The sequence below is a fragment of the Vagococcus hydrophili genome (assembly GCF_011304195.1).
In the GTDB taxonomy this organism is placed as follows: domain Bacteria; phylum Bacillota; class Bacilli; order Lactobacillales; family Vagococcaceae; genus Vagococcus; species Vagococcus hydrophili.
Map to the genome: position 1 here is coordinate 2,582,363 of NZ_CP049887.1, position 17,600 is coordinate 2,599,962.

The 17,600-nt window shown below is 33.5% G+C and carries 21 protein-coding genes; 3 read left to right on the top strand and 18 right to left on the bottom strand.

The genetic code is table 11. The features are described from left to right. Nucleotides 1–3: 3 nt before the first annotated feature. The 7 genes from lepB to G7082_RS12685 all read right to left on the bottom strand — a co-directional run bounded on the left by lepB (nt 4) and on the right by G7082_RS12685 (nt 5,383). The gene (gene lepB, locus G7082_RS12655; RefSeq protein WP_338064242.1) at nt 4–570 is read right to left on the bottom strand and encodes a signal peptidase I; all 567 of its coding nucleotides are present in this window, start codon (nt 568–570) and stop codon (nt 4–6) included. A gap of 95 nt (nt 571–665) precedes the next feature. Further along, a complete protein-coding gene (locus tag G7082_RS12660; protein WP_166035435.1) occupies nt 666–2,102 on the bottom strand; it encodes a S41 family peptidase in 1,437 nt (478 codons plus the stop codon). Between the two features lie 23 nt (nt 2,103–2,125). Continuing rightward, entirely contained in the window at nt 2,126–2,344 is a 219-nt protein-coding gene (locus G7082_RS12665; protein WP_166035437.1) for a YozE family protein, read from the bottom strand. Next, nucleotides 2,334–2,864 (bottom strand): peptide-methionine (S)-S-oxide reductase MsrA, encoded by a 531-nt coding sequence (gene msrA, locus G7082_RS12670; protein WP_166035439.1) that lies wholly within the window; start codon nt 2,862–2,864, stop codon nt 2,334–2,336. Before msrA ends, G7082_RS12665 begins: the two co-directional genes overlap by 11 nt. 11 nt (nt 2,865–2,875) lie before the next feature. Next, nucleotides 2,876–3,586 (bottom strand): YpmS family protein, encoded by a 711-nt coding sequence (locus G7082_RS12675; RefSeq protein WP_166035441.1) that lies wholly within the window; start codon nt 3,584–3,586, stop codon nt 2,876–2,878. A 15-nt stretch (nt 3,587–3,601) separates the two neighbouring features. Continuing rightward, the gene (locus G7082_RS12680; RefSeq protein ID WP_420825037.1) at nt 3,602–4,483 is read right to left on the bottom strand and encodes an SGNH/GDSL hydrolase family protein; all 882 of its coding nucleotides are present in this window, start codon (nt 4,481–4,483) and stop codon (nt 3,602–3,604) included. 60 nt (nt 4,484–4,543) lie between these two features. Beyond that, the gene (locus tag G7082_RS12685; protein WP_166035445.1) at nt 4,544–5,383 is read right to left on the bottom strand and encodes a DegV family protein; all 840 of its coding nucleotides are present in this window, start codon (nt 5,381–5,383) and stop codon (nt 4,544–4,546) included. 115 nt (nt 5,384–5,498) lie between these two features. On the opposite strand from G7082_RS12685, the gene trhA reads away from it, so the two are divergent. After that, nucleotides 5,499–6,143 carry a PAQR family membrane homeostasis protein TrhA gene (gene trhA, locus G7082_RS12690; protein ID WP_166035447.1) on the top strand — a complete coding sequence of 215 codons (645 nt, stop codon included), beginning with the start codon at nt 5,499–5,501 and terminating at the stop codon, nt 6,141–6,143. A 157-nt stretch (nt 6,144–6,300) separates the two neighbouring features. Continuing rightward, on the top strand, nt 6,301–6,861 hold the full coding sequence (locus G7082_RS12695; RefSeq protein ID WP_166035449.1) for a hypothetical protein: 561 nt from the start codon (nt 6,301–6,303) through the stop codon (nt 6,859–6,861). A gap of 219 nt (nt 6,862–7,080) precedes the next feature. On the opposite strand, the gene G7082_RS12700 is transcribed toward G7082_RS12695, so the two are convergent. The 9 genes from G7082_RS12700 to G7082_RS12740 form a co-directional block, all read right to left on the bottom strand. Then, a complete protein-coding gene (locus G7082_RS12700; RefSeq protein WP_166035451.1) occupies nt 7,081–7,431 on the bottom strand; it encodes a hypothetical protein in 351 nt (116 codons plus the stop codon). 252 nt (nt 7,432–7,683) lie between these two features. Beyond that, a complete protein-coding gene (locus G7082_RS12705) occupies nt 7,684–8,376 on the bottom strand; it encodes a VanW family protein (protein WP_166035453.1) in 693 nt (230 codons plus the stop codon). Further along, nucleotides 8,324–8,815 (bottom strand): dihydrofolate reductase, encoded by a 492-nt coding sequence (locus G7082_RS12710; RefSeq protein WP_166035455.1) that lies wholly within the window; start codon nt 8,813–8,815, stop codon nt 8,324–8,326. The genes G7082_RS12705 and G7082_RS12710 overlap by 53 nt, the downstream gene beginning before the upstream one ends. Before the next feature lie 34 nt (nt 8,816–8,849). After that, on the bottom strand, nt 8,850–9,797 hold the full coding sequence (locus G7082_RS12715; RefSeq protein ID WP_166035457.1) for a thymidylate synthase: 948 nt from the start codon (nt 9,795–9,797) through the stop codon (nt 8,850–8,852). 11 nt (nt 9,798–9,808) lie between these two features. Continuing rightward, a complete protein-coding gene (locus G7082_RS12720) occupies nt 9,809–11,695 on the bottom strand; it encodes an ABC-F family ATP-binding cassette domain-containing protein (protein ID WP_166035459.1) in 1,887 nt (628 codons plus the stop codon). Between the two features lie 385 nt (nt 11,696–12,080). Further along, nucleotides 12,081–12,539, bottom strand: coding sequence for a hypothetical protein (locus G7082_RS12725; RefSeq protein WP_166035461.1), 459 nt, complete (start codon nt 12,537–12,539; stop codon nt 12,081–12,083). Between the two features lie 100 nt (nt 12,540–12,639). Next, entirely contained in the window at nt 12,640–12,999 is a 360-nt protein-coding gene (locus G7082_RS12730; protein ID WP_166035463.1) for a thioesterase family protein, read from the bottom strand. Beyond that, nucleotides 13,000–14,211: a CCA tRNA nucleotidyltransferase gene (locus G7082_RS12735; protein ID WP_166035465.1), complete on the bottom strand. Its 1,212-nt coding sequence runs from the start codon at nt 14,209–14,211 to the stop codon at nt 13,000–13,002. Between the two features lie 22 nt (nt 14,212–14,233). After that, a complete protein-coding gene (locus tag G7082_RS12740; RefSeq protein WP_166035467.1) occupies nt 14,234–14,572 on the bottom strand; it encodes a nucleotide pyrophosphohydrolase in 339 nt (112 codons plus the stop codon). A 122-nt stretch (nt 14,573–14,694) separates the two neighbouring features. On the opposite strand from G7082_RS12740, the gene G7082_RS12745 reads away from it, so the two are divergent. Continuing rightward, nucleotides 14,695–15,591: a YitT family protein gene (locus G7082_RS12745; RefSeq protein WP_166035469.1), complete on the top strand. Its 897-nt coding sequence runs from the start codon at nt 14,695–14,697 to the stop codon at nt 15,589–15,591. Nucleotides 15,592–15,618: 27 nt separating this feature from the next. On the opposite strand, the gene buk is transcribed toward G7082_RS12745, so the two are convergent. Beyond that, nucleotides 15,619–16,680: a butyrate kinase gene (gene buk, locus G7082_RS12750; RefSeq protein WP_166035471.1), complete on the bottom strand. Its 1,062-nt coding sequence runs from the start codon at nt 16,678–16,680 to the stop codon at nt 15,619–15,621. Nucleotides 16,681–16,691: 11 nt separating this feature from the next. After that, a complete protein-coding gene (locus G7082_RS12755; RefSeq protein WP_166035473.1) occupies nt 16,692–17,597 on the bottom strand; it encodes a phosphate acyltransferase in 906 nt (301 codons plus the stop codon). Nucleotides 17,598–17,600: the final 3 nt, after the last annotated feature.

The window sequence follows — 17,600 nt, forward strand, 5'->3', positions numbered from 1 at the left end:
TAATTACTTAACTATCTTACTATGAAAAATTGGGTAGTACACCACTCTAGCTTTACCTAAAACAGATGTTTCACTGATGGTACCAAATGATCGGCTATCTTTGCTTAATCTTCTGTTATCACCTAAAACAAAATATTGGTTTTTAGGAATTTTCTTCGTTCCTAAAATATCTTCTGAGTTTAAATCTGTCGTAAAAACATACTCATTTTTATGTTTTTTTATATCTTTTAAAAAGGGTTCCTCTACTTTTTCATTATTAATATAAAGTTGATCTTTCTCGTATTTCACATGATCTCCTGGGAGTCCAATCACACGTTTAATATACGTATTACCATCTGGTGAAGTGAAGACAATAATATCAAATCGATCAATTTGACTAAAATTTTCCATGACGATAAAGTCATTTTCTTTTAAAGTTGGGGACATCGATTTTCCACTTACCTCAACAGGAATCAAGATAAAAGCTTGGACTATCACGGCAAATATTGAGCATACCACAATTAATTTTAACCAATGCCAGACTATATCTAGAACTTTCTTTTCCAATTTTTCACCGTCTTTCTTCCACACTATATAATATAGAAAAATCAATGAAATTGCTAGTCTTTCAAGCTTTAATTTAAAAAAAGTTACAAGAAATTGATTTTTTCTTGCAACTTTTCCTCTTATTTACTTTTTAAAACGTCAATCGCTTTATTATACTGGATATCATTAGCTTTCCAATGATTTCTGATGCTGTCTTCTAATTTTTCTACAGACGTTTTATCCATCACACCAGTGACCTCTAATTTCATGTCTGCTTGATATTTTTTCACAGCTTCAGTTGTTTCTTGCGTATAGGTTTCGCTGTCTTTATCCACGCTATAGCCTAACTCGTTTAAGTATGTATTAATGATTTTAACATTGGGACTAATAACGCCTTCTTTATATTCCATTGAACGGTCAATCACACGATTTTTTAAATAAGCTGGGTAATCAACTTTAATCGTTGGCTCTACCCCTTTTTTATCAATCCATTTGCCATCAGGGGTTAACCATTTACTGATTGTTAATTTAACTTCCCCGTAACCCTTCATTGGAACCATTGTTTGAACTGTTCCTTTACCATATGATTTAACACCAATCACGTCCAAACCATGCGCTTTAAAGGCACCTGCCATGATTTCAGAAGCACTGGCACTGTTTTCATCAATCAGAATAACTGATGGCTCTTTAATTTTGTTACCACCATCTAATTTTTCACTAGCAACTTCTTCTTGTTTATCTTTGGCTTTATTTTCAAATCCAACGATTGTTTTTCCGTCTTCAAGGAAACGGCTGGTCATTTTCTCAACATTTTGAAGAACACCACCAGGATTTCCACGAACATCAATCACAAATTTTTTCGCGCCTTCTTTTCTCATTTTGTCGACGGCTTTATCAAATTCATCTGATGTTGTTTGATTAAAGCTATTAATTTTAATATAACCAATCGTTGGTTCATTTTTATCAATGTTAGCTTTTACTGATTCAACGGCAATTTTATCTCTGACTATTTCCACGTTAAAGGTTTCGTCTCCACGTAAGATGTCTAATTTAACACGAGTCCCCTTTTTACCACGGACTTTTGACACCACTTCTTGAAGTGCTTTCCCTTTTGTATCTTTTCCGTCTACCTTGACAATGACGTCCCCTTTTTTAAGTTTAGCTTTTTCAGCAGGCGAGCCTTCGATTGGCGGTTCTGCGATGGTTGGATAATCATTTTCAAGCATCATCGTAGCGCCGATTCCTTCAAAACTACCAGAAACACTTGTATCAAATTCTTCGGCTTCAGCTTCCGGGAAAAAACTAGAGTGTGGGTCTCCGATTGCTGCCGTCATTCCTTCTAGTGCACCCGTGATTAGTTTTTTCTGATCCACGTCTTCAATGTACTGACTTTTGATTAATTCATTTAGTAATTCGATATTATCAAGATCTTCTTGAGTGCTGCCCATTGATAGGCGACTCATTGGATTGTTTAATTCATAAACAAACAAAGTAATACCTGACGCAAGTATCCCGACGATCACAATCGTTAAAATGTACTGCGTTAGCGAAATCTTATTTGAATCTTTTTGTTTCATCTGTTTAACACATCCTTTGGTGATTAGTTATTTTCAATGTAGTTTTCCCATAAGTTATCAAAAATATCCATATTAGGAATATAATAAGCATTTGTTTCTAAATAATGAGAAATTTCATCATAATCTTCAGATTGTTTTGGAAACTGTAGATCTTTGAAAATATCCTCTGCCAATTTTGATTCATCTGTTTGTTTCAATTTACCTCTAAACGTTTGAACATAATGATAAAAACTACGCTTCATTTTCATTACCATCCCATACTTTTTTTAAAAATGCTTTTCTGGTCTGACTTGAAAGGCTATATCTCTCAGGATTTTTCTTATAAAAATCTTGATGATAGTCTTCTGCCTCATAAAACGGCACAGCTTTCTCAATTTTTGTCACTATTGGATCCAGATAATACCCTGAGTCCGCTAAATTTTGCTTACTTTTTAAAGCCATTTCTTTCTGTGTCTCACTTGTGTAAAAAATAACGGGGCGATAACTATCACCTCGGTCCTCAAATTGACCAAACGCATCTGTCGGATCAGTTTGTTGCCAGTAGATAGTTAGAAGTTGTTCATAACTAATAACTTTAGGATCAAAATCAATTTTAACTGCTTCTGTATGCCCTGTTTTACCAGAACAAACCGCTTCGTAGGTTGGTTTTTCATCATGTCCACCTGTATAACCAGAAACAATAGAATCAATGCCTGGATGTTGATCAAATGGCTTTATCATGCACCAAAAGCAGCCACCTGCAAATATTGCTGTTTCTTTCAATCGCGTTCACATCACTTTTCTTTAGATTTTTCAGTCGATGTTTCTTTTGTCGAGTCTTTAGTATCTGATTTCTTCTTATCTTTACCTGCATCTTTTGGTAAGTACAAGCTAAAACTAATGTCATCATCTATTAAATTTATTTTCTTCGCTTTAATAGCTAGGCCATTTTTCATTTTAAATTTATCTAAGTGAAGATTAATAATTTGTGCATCCGCATCAATTTCAATCCAATCTGGTAAATCTGTTGTTGACGAGATGTAGTTAATCATGGCTGGGATTGGCACATTTAAAGAACCAACAGACAGGCTTTTCGCTCTTAATTGAACGTTACCATCACTTAAAACAAAGGGATCAAAGTATAAATAAAAATGAGTCTCGTGACCTAAAAGCTTGAATGTTCCATCAATCAAAGCATCATTTTCTAAATTAAAGGAATAATCAACCCCAGACTCTTCCATCATATCTTTCATGAAAAAATTTAAAGATTCATTCACTTGTGCTTTTTTCATATTGATATCTAAAATAGGTTTACTTTTTGTCTCAATCTTTGGCGCAGATTTATCATAGCTCATACGCGGAGTGGTAATCCGATTAATCAGAACCAGTGAAAACCCAACTAAAACAGCAACTAAAAGAATAAAAGCTGTTTTCCATGGGTTATTAAAAAATTGGACGATCTTCGATTTTTTAATTTTTTCTTGTCTATTTTCTTTTTTTGTCATGTAGACACCTCACTACTACTTATTATGTAGCCATTCTTTTTTAGTTGATTCCATTTTCGCTCTAAAGGCATTTGCTATAATTTGGTAACCTAAATTGTTTGGATGGAAACTGTCTTCTTCAGAAATCAGATTATTAATCAAATCCTGACTTGATTGACTTTTACCTTTTTTATCTTTACTGCCACTATCTTTAGTGACTTCAATATCTGGTAAGCCATTATAAATTTCATCATTAATCGGAACAAAATAGGCATTCTTTTGACCCTCTACGAATTCTTTACTACCTTCATTCCAATAATCAACAATCTCTTGCATTTCTTCTATTTCAGAAAAATTCTTATAAAAAGGATTATAAATCCCTAATTGATAAATAGGAGCTGTTGGATTTAAACTTCTAATTTCATCGTATAATTCTTCTAATTGTTTTTGATACTTAACTCGTGGTTTTGTAAATGTTTTTAATGATAATTTATCAAAAATTTTCGTTTGGATAACCTTCATTAAATCATTACCACCCACAGTTAAAAGGATCACATCTGCTTTTTTAATTGACTCTTGCATCTCTTCATTTTTCTTAATTCTTTTTAGTATTTGATCACTACGATCTCCAGATTTTCCGTGATTATCTACTTGAACCACATCGATTGGGTAACGTTCACTTAAATCTGTTTGAAGGAGTGGAACGTAACCACCTGTATGAGTTGTGTCGCCAATACCTTCCGTTAAAGAATCTCCAACTGCACTAATTCTTAGTATTTCCATTCGATTTTCTGCTTGTTTTGACTGTTTATCAGGTGAACTTATTCTTTCTGCCTTAGGAATTAGCATTAAACCTACAAAAAAGGTTATCAACACCGTGGCAAAAAACAAAACAACAAATGATAAACTATTTTTTATTTTATTCATCTAATCCCTCGATTTAAAAAAGCAGACCAATTGATCTGCTCTTAGCTTTTTTTAATTCGTGTAAAACATTACCGCAAAAGCACCTTTACCTGCGTGAGTTGCCACAAGTGGTGTTGTTCTAATAATAGGTATCTTCATATCTGGCAAGACACTCATAATAGAATTTTTTAATTCTGTCGAGATTTCCATACCGTCTGCTTCTGATAAACCTAAATAATTTACTGAGTAAGTTGCTAATTTTTCATCTAAGCCCTTCACCCATTTAGTAAATGTTTTATTTCCGCGACCTTTAGCAATAACTTCTAATTCTCCATTTGTCAATTGACAAAGAACCTTCATATTTAAAAAGCCTGAAACAGCTCCCACTAATTTACCGATACGCCCACCTTTAACTAGGTTGTCTAATGTTGCCACACCAATATATAATTGCGTGTTGCTCTTTACTTTTTCAATGTGTGCTAAAATTTGTTCCACAGTGGCACCTTTTTTGGCTAAAGTTGCCGCTTCATATACTTGGAACCCTAGCGCTTGATCAATATAGTCACTATCAATTACTGTAACCTTTGATTGGGACATTTGAGCTGCCTGACGAGCAGTATTTACTGTACCACTTAATTTTTCAGTCAGATGTATAGAAATAATTTCACTACCATCTTTTCCTAATTCATCATAAAGGGCAATAAACTCACCAATTGGCGGTTGACTTGTTTTAGGTAATGACGGCGAATTTTCCATCATCGTTATAAATTCATTTTTGTCTAGTTCATTTTGATCAGCATAAATGGTCCCATCAATCATAATTGATAAGCTGATTGTATGAATGTCTAGGTCCTTCATTCTATCTGAATCGATAATACAAGAAGAATCCGTTACAATTTTTATTTTTGTCATTCTCAAACCTCTTTCAAAAAACAGCATATTCGTGTAGAATAGTAATAATCTATCTGTTGTACAGTATAACAGATTAAAAAAATATTTTCACTTAAAATATGAAAGGATGTTTGGGATGGAACAAACGACTTTTACAAAAAGATATTTAATTGTTAACGAAGTCTTTAATGCGATTACCCACGGGATTGGCACAGGCTTAAGTATTGCAGGTCTAGTTTTACTTATTATCAAAGGAGCACAGATGGGTGATCCCGTTCGAGTGGTCTCTTATACTATATTTGGCGCTTCGATGGTACTACTTTTCCTTTTTTCAACTTTATTTCATAGCTTGATTTTCACTAAAGCAAGAAAAGTATTCCAAGTGTTTGATCATAGCTCAATTTACTTATTGATTGCTGGAAGCTATACGCCTTATTGTTTAGTCACTATTCAAGGGTGGTTAGGTTGGACCCTTTTTGGAATAGTTTGGAGTATTGCGATTGCAGGGATTGTCTTCAAATCAATTTGGCTTCAAAAACGAGGTAAAACAGATGTGGTCCTCTATATTATTATGGGATGGATTTGTTTAATCGCTATCAAACCGCTTTATATCGGTTTAGGATCAACTGGTTTCCTACTTTTATTTCTAGGCGGCGTATCTTACACGGTAGGAGCACTTTTTTACAGCATGAAAAACGTTAAATTTATGCATGTTGTCTGGCATTTATTCGTTATGCTAGGTGCAATCTTTATCTTTTTCTCAGTTTACTTGTTTACTTAAATCAAAAATGTCAAAAATAAGTTGCGTGGTAAGTCCGAAAATTTACCTCACAACTTATTTTTTTATTTATAAGACTAAAGACCAATGTTTTCTTTTTTATATTTCTTTATAATAAGAATATAAAAAAGGAAAATGGAAAATTAAGAGGACGTTGTTTATGGAAATTTTTATTATTTATTCAGCTAATAATAGTTTGTTATCAAAAGCCATTAAATGTTACACCAAAGAAAAATACAATCACGTCTCTATCGCATTGGATGTTGAGTTAAAAGATACTTATAGTTTCGGTAGAAAAAAGATTAACAATCCTTTAATTGGTGGCTTTGTTAAAGAAGATTTTAAAGATCCATTCTTTTTAACGAGTCATTGTTCACTTTATTCTTTAGAAGTTACTGAAGAACAATATGAGTCAATAAGAAAAATCATTAGTTACTTTGAAACAAACAAAGAATTATTTCAGTATAATCTTTTAGGACTAGTGGCATTATCCATGGAATATTGTATTGAAAGAGAAAACGCTTATTTTTGTTCCGAATTTGTGGCAATGCTTTTAACAGAGAGTAAGATTGCTACCTTTCAAAAGAAAAATCAATTTATAACCCCAAAAGATTTATTAGCTTTGGATAATTTAACTAAAGTTTATGAAGGTCAAATGATTGATTATCTCTTGAATACTGTTCGTTATGAAGAGAATAATGCGTATGCTTCATTTGCCTAAAAAACTAGTGGTCGAAAAGTTAAATTTTCAACCACTAGTTTTTATTTATCGCTATGTCTAATTTGTTCTTTTGGTAATAACTCATACTAGTTTCCAAAAAGAAAAAACTTCACTTGGGTTAATAATAATCTTTTTAATTTTCAACATTTATAGTAATAGAATTCAAATTATCGAGGAAATTGTAATATAAAGAATTACTCTTAAAAAAGAATACTTTTTTTAAATAGGTGTGAATACAATCTTTATCAAAATACAAATCAATAGTAGTATTATAAAAAACCATATAATTTTCCCATAGATATTAAATGGATTAACAGTAACACCTATTCCATATACTTTTGGTATTATTACTGGACCATTTTTATCAGTGATATCTTCATAAAATAATTGAACTAGTTTTAAACTTAAAATTACAAGTATAATTGCCATAACCATAATAAAAGCAGTTATTGATTTTGCAATAATAAGATTAGGATGAAAAGTAATAATAAATAAGGCAGGCAAGCATATTAACAGAAAAGTGCTAAGAATATACTTTTGATATTTTTTTGTTTTTTGTTTCTTATCCATGTAATCCTCTCCTAATGATGATTATCTAATATTAAAGTGCGTAAAGCCCTATTGTGAATATGTATTGAAATACATTTAAAATTAAACTATTGCGAATTTAATACATAAACACTAAAAAGTTTTTACATTGCTCATTATATCACTATCAAATACTTTAGTCATAATAATCAAAATTTAGAAAGTATATTTTATTATGATAAAAAAATCGAAGTTTCACACTCTATATTTCTTTAAAACGCTCTTAATTAATGATCAATTGTGAAAAAATAGCAAAATAGTGATCAAAAGACTCAACTTTCGACTACTAATTTTTATTTGTTCTTTTGGTATTAACTCATAATCAAACATCACTTCAGAACTATTATCCCATATTAATTCTTTATTTAGTTTTTCACCACTTTTTTCATCAAAACTCACACAGTAAATTTTTGATTTTCGGTAATACTTATCATTTTTTTGATAAAAATGATAATCCTCTTCTACTATTTCATAAATAACAGCATATGGACGTTCACTTCTTAATTCCGCATGAAGCATATCTTCCTCACACCAAAGTAACAATTGAAATGCTTGATCTGTTGTATTTTTAAATCGGTAATCCAAATTACTGTAACTAACAGAAGTACCAGCACTTAATGGCTTTCTACCACCCTCATCAGGAGCCAGCGCATCTGAATGAGTATTGAATTCAATTATCTTTAAAGGACTATGAATAATCAGTAAATTAATCGTGTTAGCTAAGTTACAAATCCCTCCACCAATACCTAGTACCAATTTATTTTTCTCAATCACTCGTCCTGATTTATAACTTTTTTTCTCAGAAATTCTTCCAACTAGTTTCCAAAAAGAAAAAACTTCACCAAAAAACATATATTGTTTTTTGGTGAAGTTTTTAAGCATTTCTTTGATACGTTTCAAAATCGTGAGGGTAGATATTTTTTTCATCTACTTCTCCTTCGCTGGTACTCACACAATTCCACTCTTCCCAGTCTAAGTAAGGGAAATAAGTGTCCCCCTCAAATTCAGCCTTAATTAAAGTTCTATAAAGAACATCAATATGCGGCAAGAAGTTTTTATAAATTTCTCCACCACCTGTGATAAAGGAAATCCCTTCAAACTCATTTGCAAAGTTTATTACCTCTTCTACAGAATGCATGACTAAAGCGCCACTAGCATCATAGTTTTGGTCAGTTGTTAAAACAATTGTTTGGCGATTAGGTAATAAATGTTTCCCCATTCCTTCAAAGGTTTTTCTTCCCATTACGATGACGTTATTTTCGGTCATTTGTTTGAAAAATTGTAAATCGTTTGGCAGATGCCAAGGAAGTACTTCCTCTTTCCCAATTAAACCATTTTCATCCTGAGCCCATATAGCTGCTATCATTTATAAATATCCTCCCAAATAATTCCTTTGTTCCTTATACCGCAATTGGTGCTTTGATCGATGGATGCGGATTGTAATTCACTACTTTAATGTCTTCCATGTCAAAATCAAAAATTGAATGTTTTTCTTTATTTAATTCAAGTGTTGGAAATTCACGAATTTCTCTAGATAACTGTTCCTGAATTTGATCCATATGATTTAAATAAAGATGGGCATCCCCAAAAGTATGAACAAAATCGCCAACTTCCAGTCCCGTTTCATGTGCAATTAGATGTGTTAACAATGCGTAACTCGCAATATTAAAAGGCACACCAAGAAACACATCTGCGCTTCTTTGATATAGTTGACAACTTAGTTTACCATTTGCCACGTAAAATTGAAATAGGGAATGACAAGGTGGCAACGCCATATTAGGTACATCTTCTGGATTCCATGCAGAAACAATCAAACGTCTTGAGTCTGGAGTATGCTTAATCATCTCGATTAAGTCACTAATTTGATCAATCGTCTCACCCTGACTTGTTTTCCAGTGGCGCCACTGCGAACCGTAAATATTGCCTAATTCACCATATTGATTCGCAAATGCTTCATCAGCTAAAATTCGTTCACAAAAAGCTGTCATCTCTTTTTGATAAACGTTATTAAATTCAGGATCCTTAACTGCGCGACGTCCAAAATCAGTCATGTCTGGACCAACATAGTCCGCACTTTTAACAAAACGCTCAAAGGCCCATTCATCCCAAATATGGTTATTGTGCTCTAATAAATACTTAATATTTGTGCCACCTTTTAAGAACCATAACAATTCACTTTTAATCAGTGAAAATGGCACTCGTTTTGTGGTTAGTAAAGGAAATCCTTGACTTAAATCAAAGCGCATCTGATGACCGAATAAACTTTTGGTTCCCGTCCCAGTACGATCATGTTTTTCCGTGCCTTCTTCTAAAATTTTTCTTGCTAAATCTAAATAATCTTTTTCCATAAAAAGGTCCCCTATTCTTCTACGTACTGACTTAAGTATTCCCAGCGTGCCATTTTTTCTTCTAATTTCTCTTCGGCATTCGTCACTTCTTTTTGCATATCCTGAAGTTTTAAAGCGTCACTCGAATGATTTAACATATCATTTTGAAGTGTTTCAATCGTCGTTTCTAATGTTTCGATATCATCTTCAATGGTTTCCCACTCTTTTTGTTCCATATAAGTTAATTTATGCTTTTCAGAAAAGGCTGCCACAGTTTCAGATTTAACTTCTTTAACCACTGAATTTTTAGTAGGAGTCTCTTGTTTCTCACTCTCTAAATAATCACTCATAGAGCCGTAGAAAGGTTCAATCACGCCCTCGCCTTGAAAGACTAATAATGTTTCCATTGTTTTATCTAAGAAGTAGCGATCATGGCTAACAGTAATCACAGCTCCTGCAAAATTATTCAAATAATCTTCTAAAATAGTCAACGTTTCGATGTCCAAGTCATTGGTTGGCTCATCTAAAAGCAAAACGTTTGGTTGTTGAATTAAAATGTTTAAAAGATATAACCGTCTCTTCTCGCCACCAGATAACTGACTAATCACCGTTCCGTGCATGTTTCTTGGAAATAAAAAGCGCTCTAGCATCTCAGTCGTTGAAATAGTTGTGCCATCTTTTTGCTCAACTAACTCAGCTTTTTCTTGAAGGTATTGAATCATTCTTTTGCTTTCATCTAAGCCTTCATTTTCTTGAGTATAATAGCCAATTTTCACCGTTTCTCCAAGTTCAATGGAACCACTCTCTAATTCTAATTTCCCAGCGATTAAATTAAGGAGTGTTGACTTTCCAGCGCCATTTTCGCCTGTAATTCCTAATCTTTCTTTTGATTGGATTAACAAATTGAAATCAGTTAACAACTGTTTCTCTTCAATTGAATAATTAGCATGCTCAATTTCAAGAACTTTTTTACCTAAGCGTTTGGTTGCGACAGAAATATCTAAATTATCCTTACTATTACTACCTGAAACAACCTTTTTCAAGTCATCAAATCGATTAATTCTAGCTTGTTGTTTGGTTCCACGCGCTTTAACGCCGGCTCTCATCCATGCTAATTCTTGTTTGAAGAGTTGTTTATTTTTATGACTTTGTTTGCCTTCAATTTCTTCTCTCTCAGCACGTAACGTTAAATAAGCTTCATAGTTTCCTTGGTACTCATATAAATCTCCACGAGAAAGTTCCATAATTCTGTTGGTCACTCGGTCAAGAAAATAACGATCATGGGTAGTAATCACTAATGCCCCTCTATAATCTTTTAAATAATTTTCTAACCAACGGATACTTTGATAATCCAAGTGGTTAGTTGGCTCATCCAGTAATAATAAGTCAGGTGCTTGAATTAACACTTGGGCTAAACCAAGACGTTTCTTTTGTCCACCTGACAGTTCAGACACTTTCTTTTCTAAAAATAAAATACCCAACTTACTTAAAATTGTTTTAGCATTTGTATCTGCTAACCAAGCATCTTCTTGGTTCATTAATTCTTCGGCTTGTTGATATTTTTTTTGGTATAAAGGATTATCCCCTTCACTAGCTAATTGACTAAGAGCTAACTCATAGCCTTTAACAGCCTTAATTATCGGTGAATTACCTTCAAAAACAGTATCTAAAACTGTTAAATTCTCATCAAAATCAATTTGTTGTGACAGGTAGCCAATTTCATAGTCATGAGGAAAATCAAGGGATCCCACCTCGGCTTTATCAAGACCAGCTAAGATATTCATTAATGTTGATTTCCCAGTCCCATTAATGCCAATTAAACCGATTCTATCCCCTTCACGAATAAGGAAAGAAACATCTGTTAATAAGTCTTTAATTCCGTATGATTTCTTCAAATTATCTGCACGCAGCATCTTCATTTATTCTACCTACTCTCAAAATAGTCCAATCCATTCTACCAAATTTAAGCCTCTGAAACAAGCATGATGAAAAAGGCGGTTAACTCCAAGCAACTGGAAAAGGCCTTAAACAGTCCGTGCTTCTTGGACTTTTTAAGGAGTTTGAAGTTGCCGCAGGAGTTGCCTTTTGAATCTGTACAAAACAAGCATGATGAAAAAGGCGGTTAGCTCTGAGTAAGTGGAAACCATAATAAACAATCCTGGTTTTGGATTGTTTATTATGGTTGAAGTTACCTCAAAGAGCTGCCTTTTGAATCTGTACAAAACAAGCATGATGAAAAAGGGGCTTTACTCCAAAATCAGCCAAAAAAAGACCAATCTCTTTCAAGATCAGTCTTTCTCATTTTTAAAATTTATCTGCGTATACTTCTGTTACTGTTTTTTCAGCGTCAATAACAATATATAATTTGTTATCTGGTGAGATTTTAGTTGTTTGGTAAACATTGTCTAAACCTTCTTGACCAGGCGTTGCTTTGTCTTTATATGGGAAGTAGATTAAATCACTTGATCCATCGTCAAAATTAATACTCATTTTTTCAATATCTTGATATTTAACAGCTCTTGAGAACATACCTAACTCTAAACCACCTAAGTTAATATCATCAGTTTGTACATGATCTGCTTCTTGGAATACTTCAATTTTTAAGCCTTCACATGGATTAATTTTTTGGAAATCACTTCCGTTAATTCTACCGTAACTTGTAGTGACTTTACTAATCCATAAGTCCCCAATATGTTCACGTTTAATCGTCCATGTTTCATCGTTTCTAAAATAGAATTTGAAGCTGTTCATTTCTTTTGACATCTATGATCTCCTCTTTCCTCTTAACTTATTACACGATTAGTATAACATGATAAAACTAAAAAATAAACAACTTTATTAAAAGTTTCACAAATTATACTCATTATTTTATGTGAGATAAAAATTCACTTGTATTCACAATGTATCGCGTATGGTTCCCTTTTCCGACTAACACGTCATTGTCAAACATTTCAAAGGTAAAACTCACCTTTTTCCCCTCATGTTTCATTATCTCGGCTACTACCTTAATCACGGCATCTACTTTTGATGCTTTAATGTGTTTAAAATTAATTTCAGTTCCTACAGTTGTCTCCTCATCTGTTGTTAAAGAATCAGATAGTAACATACACGTATTTTCTGCCATAGCAAGCCCACTTGGTGTCGCTAAGACTTCTAGTGTTCCTGAGCCCATATTTAAAGCTGTTTGATTCGATGTAACTGTATATTCTTTTTCAAGTATCACCTAAAACATCTCCTTTACAAATTCAGCACTACGTTTTAGTAACAAATCTTTCTCATTAGTTAACTTAGACTGGACCACTTCTTTTTCTAAATATCCTAATGTCTCACCTAACCATTGACCAGGAGATTTCTCAAGATAGCTTAGCAAGTCTTTTCCACTCACAGCAAGTTCTTTCATTGACTTAATCGCTAATTCATCATATAGTCTAACATTTTGTTCTTCATCACTTGCTTGATTGATTAGAAGACGAACTTTTTCAACATAGGAAACAATTTCCCTCCCTGCTTGATATAAATTAAGCTTAGACCATTCTTCAGTTTCTCTTTTTTTTAGCTGTTGAACCCCTTCTTTAACAGCAGCAATCACTTTATTAGATGCTTTCCATTTTTTTAGAAATCCAGAAACATCTGTGATTTCTAAATTATAAGAAATGAACATCCAAGCAATCATTTCATTTTCAATTCTCTGAGATTCATCAAAAAGTAATAACTCTTTTAATTTTTCACCCTTTGTTTCAAATCCTGGACAACATTCATAACAACCTGTTTCAATAAAATCAGCTAGTCCCTGATTTCGACTTTCTCCCATTAATAATTTAATCCACTCAATATAAATTCTTTCAATGGAAATTTTACTTAACAACTGATGATGAGTTACAATAGCTGCTTTGGTCTTCTCCTCCATCGCAAAACTTAACTGACTTGAAAAACGTAAGGCTCTCATCATTCTTAGAGCATCTTCGTTAAAACGCTCGGAAGCATCTCCCACAGCCACAATTTCTTTTCGATTAATTGCTTCAATTCCGTTAAACAAGTCGATAATATTGCCTTCTTTATTCATAGCTAAAGCATTCATCGTAAAATCACGACGCTTTAAATCCTCTTCAAGAGATCTTACAAAAGTCACTTCATCAGGGCGTCTGTAATCTTGGTAAGTTGACTCTGTTCTAAAGGTTGTAATTTCATATTGTTCATCCTCATGTAAAACAAGAACCGTTCCATGCTCAATCCCAACATCAATGGTTTTCTTAAAAATCTGTTTAATTTCTTCAGGAAAAGCACTGGTTGCGATATCCACATCATGAATTTCATGATCTAAAATAATATCTCGGACACTTCCTCCAACGAAATAAGCCTCAAAACCTGCTTCTTCAATTTTCTCAATAATCGGTAGTGCTTTTATAAATTCTTCAGGCAACTTATTTGTTTTCATTTCACTTGTTCCAATCTATTCATTATTTTTCATCTTTACGCTCAAAACGATGTTTATCTCTTTGGTTAAATTTTACCATGTTTTCTTTAAATGTTTCTTCTAAATCGATATCAAAAGAATTAGCCATAATAATCGTGGCGATAAGAACATCTCCTAACTCTTCTTTGACACTGTTAGGAAGTTCCGTCGCTTTCTTCTGCTTTTCACCATAGGTATGATTAATCTCTCTAGCTAATTCTCCAACCTCTTCTGTTAAACGAGCCATTTGAGAAAGGGGTGAAAAATAACCACTTTTGAATTGATTAATATAATCATCTATTTCACGTTGCATTTCTTTTAATGTTTGTGGGTTATTTCCCATAGTTTACTCAGTCCTTTATCCATATCTCTTACCTATCTTATAAAAGTTAGGCTCACATTTCAACTCCCTTCTCTTGTTGTCCTGCATTCTTAATGATAATATAACAAGGAGGATGTGATTAAATGAAGTTAAATAAACAATCAATTATCGACGTGATCATTATTTTTTTAGGAGCAAGTATTTACGCATTTGGTTTGGTAACTTTCAATATACCTAATCAATTAGCTGAAGGTGGTATGACCGGTATTACTTTAATTATCTATAATTTAACAGGTCTAAATCCTGCCTACAGTACTTTATTGTTAAACATCCCGTTAATTTTAATTGGGTTTAAAATATTTGGATTCCAAACGCTCATTTACACTTTAGTTGGAACTTTTTCCCTCTCAGCTAATATTTTAATTTGGCAAAATATGCACGTTGTCATTTCAGTTGATAACGACATGCTGATTGCGGCTCTTCTAGCTGGACTTTTTGGAGGCGTCGGCAGCGGATTAATCTATAAAGTAGGCGGGACAACTGGTGGAACAGATATTATAGCAAGAATCCTAGAGAAAAATTTTGGCCTCACAATTGGTCGCTCACTTTTAATTTTGGACATGATGGTGCTCCTTCTATCACTCAGCTATCTTTCAGTCAAACAGATGATGTATACACTCATCGCGGTGTTTGTCTTTAGTCTTGTTGTTGATTTTGTTCAGGACGGGACTTATAGCGCTAAGGGAATTCTCATTATTTCAGAAAAAAATGATGTGATTTCTGCCAGAATTTTAACAGAACTAAAACGAGGAACAAGCTTTTTAAAATCAGAAGGTGCTTATTCTAATCGGGAACGAAATATTATTTACTGTGTCGCAACACACCCTGAAATTAATGCGATCAAAGATATTTGTAAAGAAGAAGACGAAAAAGCCTTTATTTCAGTTATTACTGTTAACGAAGTGATTGGTGAAGGCTTCTCTTATGAAAAAATCAGAAGAAATAAACGAAACAACAAACTAAAACAGGAACAAAGCTAATTTTGGCTTCGTTCCTGTTTTTATTTGTTATTTAAATTCTTTCCCTATTTCTTCTTTTGCTAAGACTCTTAAAGCACCGTTTCTTAAAGCTTCCATTTCAAATTCTCCTGGAATCGCAGAAACAGGAGCGATAAATGATACTCTCTCAGTTACCCAGTCAAGAATACGCTTAGAATAAGCAAAACCACCTGTAATCACAATCCCATCAACTTGACCATTCACCACAGTTGCCAATTCGCCAATTCCTTTAGCTACTTGATAAGCCATGGCTTCAAGTATTAAACGAGCTTCCTCATCCCCTGCATCAATGCGTTCTTCTACTTCAATCCCGCTATTTGTGCCAAGATAAGAAATCATGCCACCTTTTTTACGTGTCCAACTTGTGACTTCTTCTTGAGTCATTTGATAGCAGAAAGGAATAAATTCTTTCAAACAAAGACTCCCAGTTCGCTCAACAGAAAATGGTCCCTCGTCATCAATAGAAAGATCAATCATTCGACCTTTTTCATGAACACTAATAGACGAGCCACTACCTAAGTGAGCCACAATTAAATTCAGGTCTTCGTATTTTTTATCCATCTCTTCAGCTGTCTTCATCGCAATCGCGCGCATGTTTAACATATGACCAATGCTACGACGGTTTACGCCTTTAAGACCAGAAATTCGTGATAAATCATGGAATTGATCCACAGTAATTGGGTCATAAATCATGGCAATACAATCATCTTTAGCTTTTTCTTTAAATCCACGAGCCAACATTGCCCCTAAATTAGAGGCATGATGAACGTCAGTTTTATTGACCAACCAATCAATCATTGAATCATTTACTAAGTAAGCGCCAGCATCAACTGGAGGAAGTGAACCACCACGTCCGACTGCTGCATCTAAATCAGAAACAGAAATCCCTTCTTGTTCTAAAAATTCAGCAATTAGATTTAAACGATAATCGTATTGATCAGAAATTTTTTCAAAACCTGCTAATTCAGAATTGTCATGAAACACGTTTTTATTGAGTTTTTCTTCTTTATCTTCGTAATAAGCAACTTTTGTTGATGTTGAACCTGGATTAATTACTAAAATCTTTTTCATTCTTTCACCTCTTACATTAAACATGCGATCATTAATGAATTCATTTTTTCTTCAGCACTTGAGCCGCGAGACGTAATGATAATTGGCACAGTCGCTCCTAGTACAAGTCCTGCCATTTTACCTTGTCCAAAGGTCATCATGCTCTTACCTAATAGATTTCCTGCTACAATGTCAGAAACAAGTAAAATATCAGCATCCCCTGCTACAAGACTTGTGTATTCTTTTTCCTTCGCAATCTCTTTGCTTAAAGATAAATCTAGGGAGATTGGACCTTCAATAATCGCATCTCTGAACATTCCTAGTTCCCCACGATTTTTTAGTTCTTCCGCGTCAAGTGAAGCTTGTAGTTTCGGATTCACATTCTCACTGGCATCTAAAACAGCAACCTTCGTATTTTCATAACCTAATTTTTCAGTTAAGGCTAAACAATTCATTAAAATAGCCTGTTTCATATCCACATCAGGGGTTAACATCATGCCACCATCTGTTAGGAACAGCAATTTATGGTAATAAGGAATTTCATTGATTGATACATGAGATAAGACACCTTGTTTTCTAATCCCTTTTTCTTTATTCACCACAGCTTTTAGTAAATCTCTCGTTTGGATGTGCCCTTTCATTAAGACATCACCCATACCTTCTTTAATCAAAGCCACACTTTTTTCAGCAATTTCAGTATCTCCTGAAACATCAACAATTTCTAAAGTTGATGTTTCAGTTTCATTGATACTTGTCAGAACTTCTAAGATTTTTACTTTTTCCCCAACTAAAATCGGGAAAAATAATTTTTCTTTAAAAAGCGCCATGACAGCTGACAAGGTTTGAGCATCTGTTGGGTTAGCAACAACCACTCGTTTTAACTTGCCATCTTGACTTGCAAGGTGTTTTTTTAATGCGTCAAATGATTCTAAAATCATTTC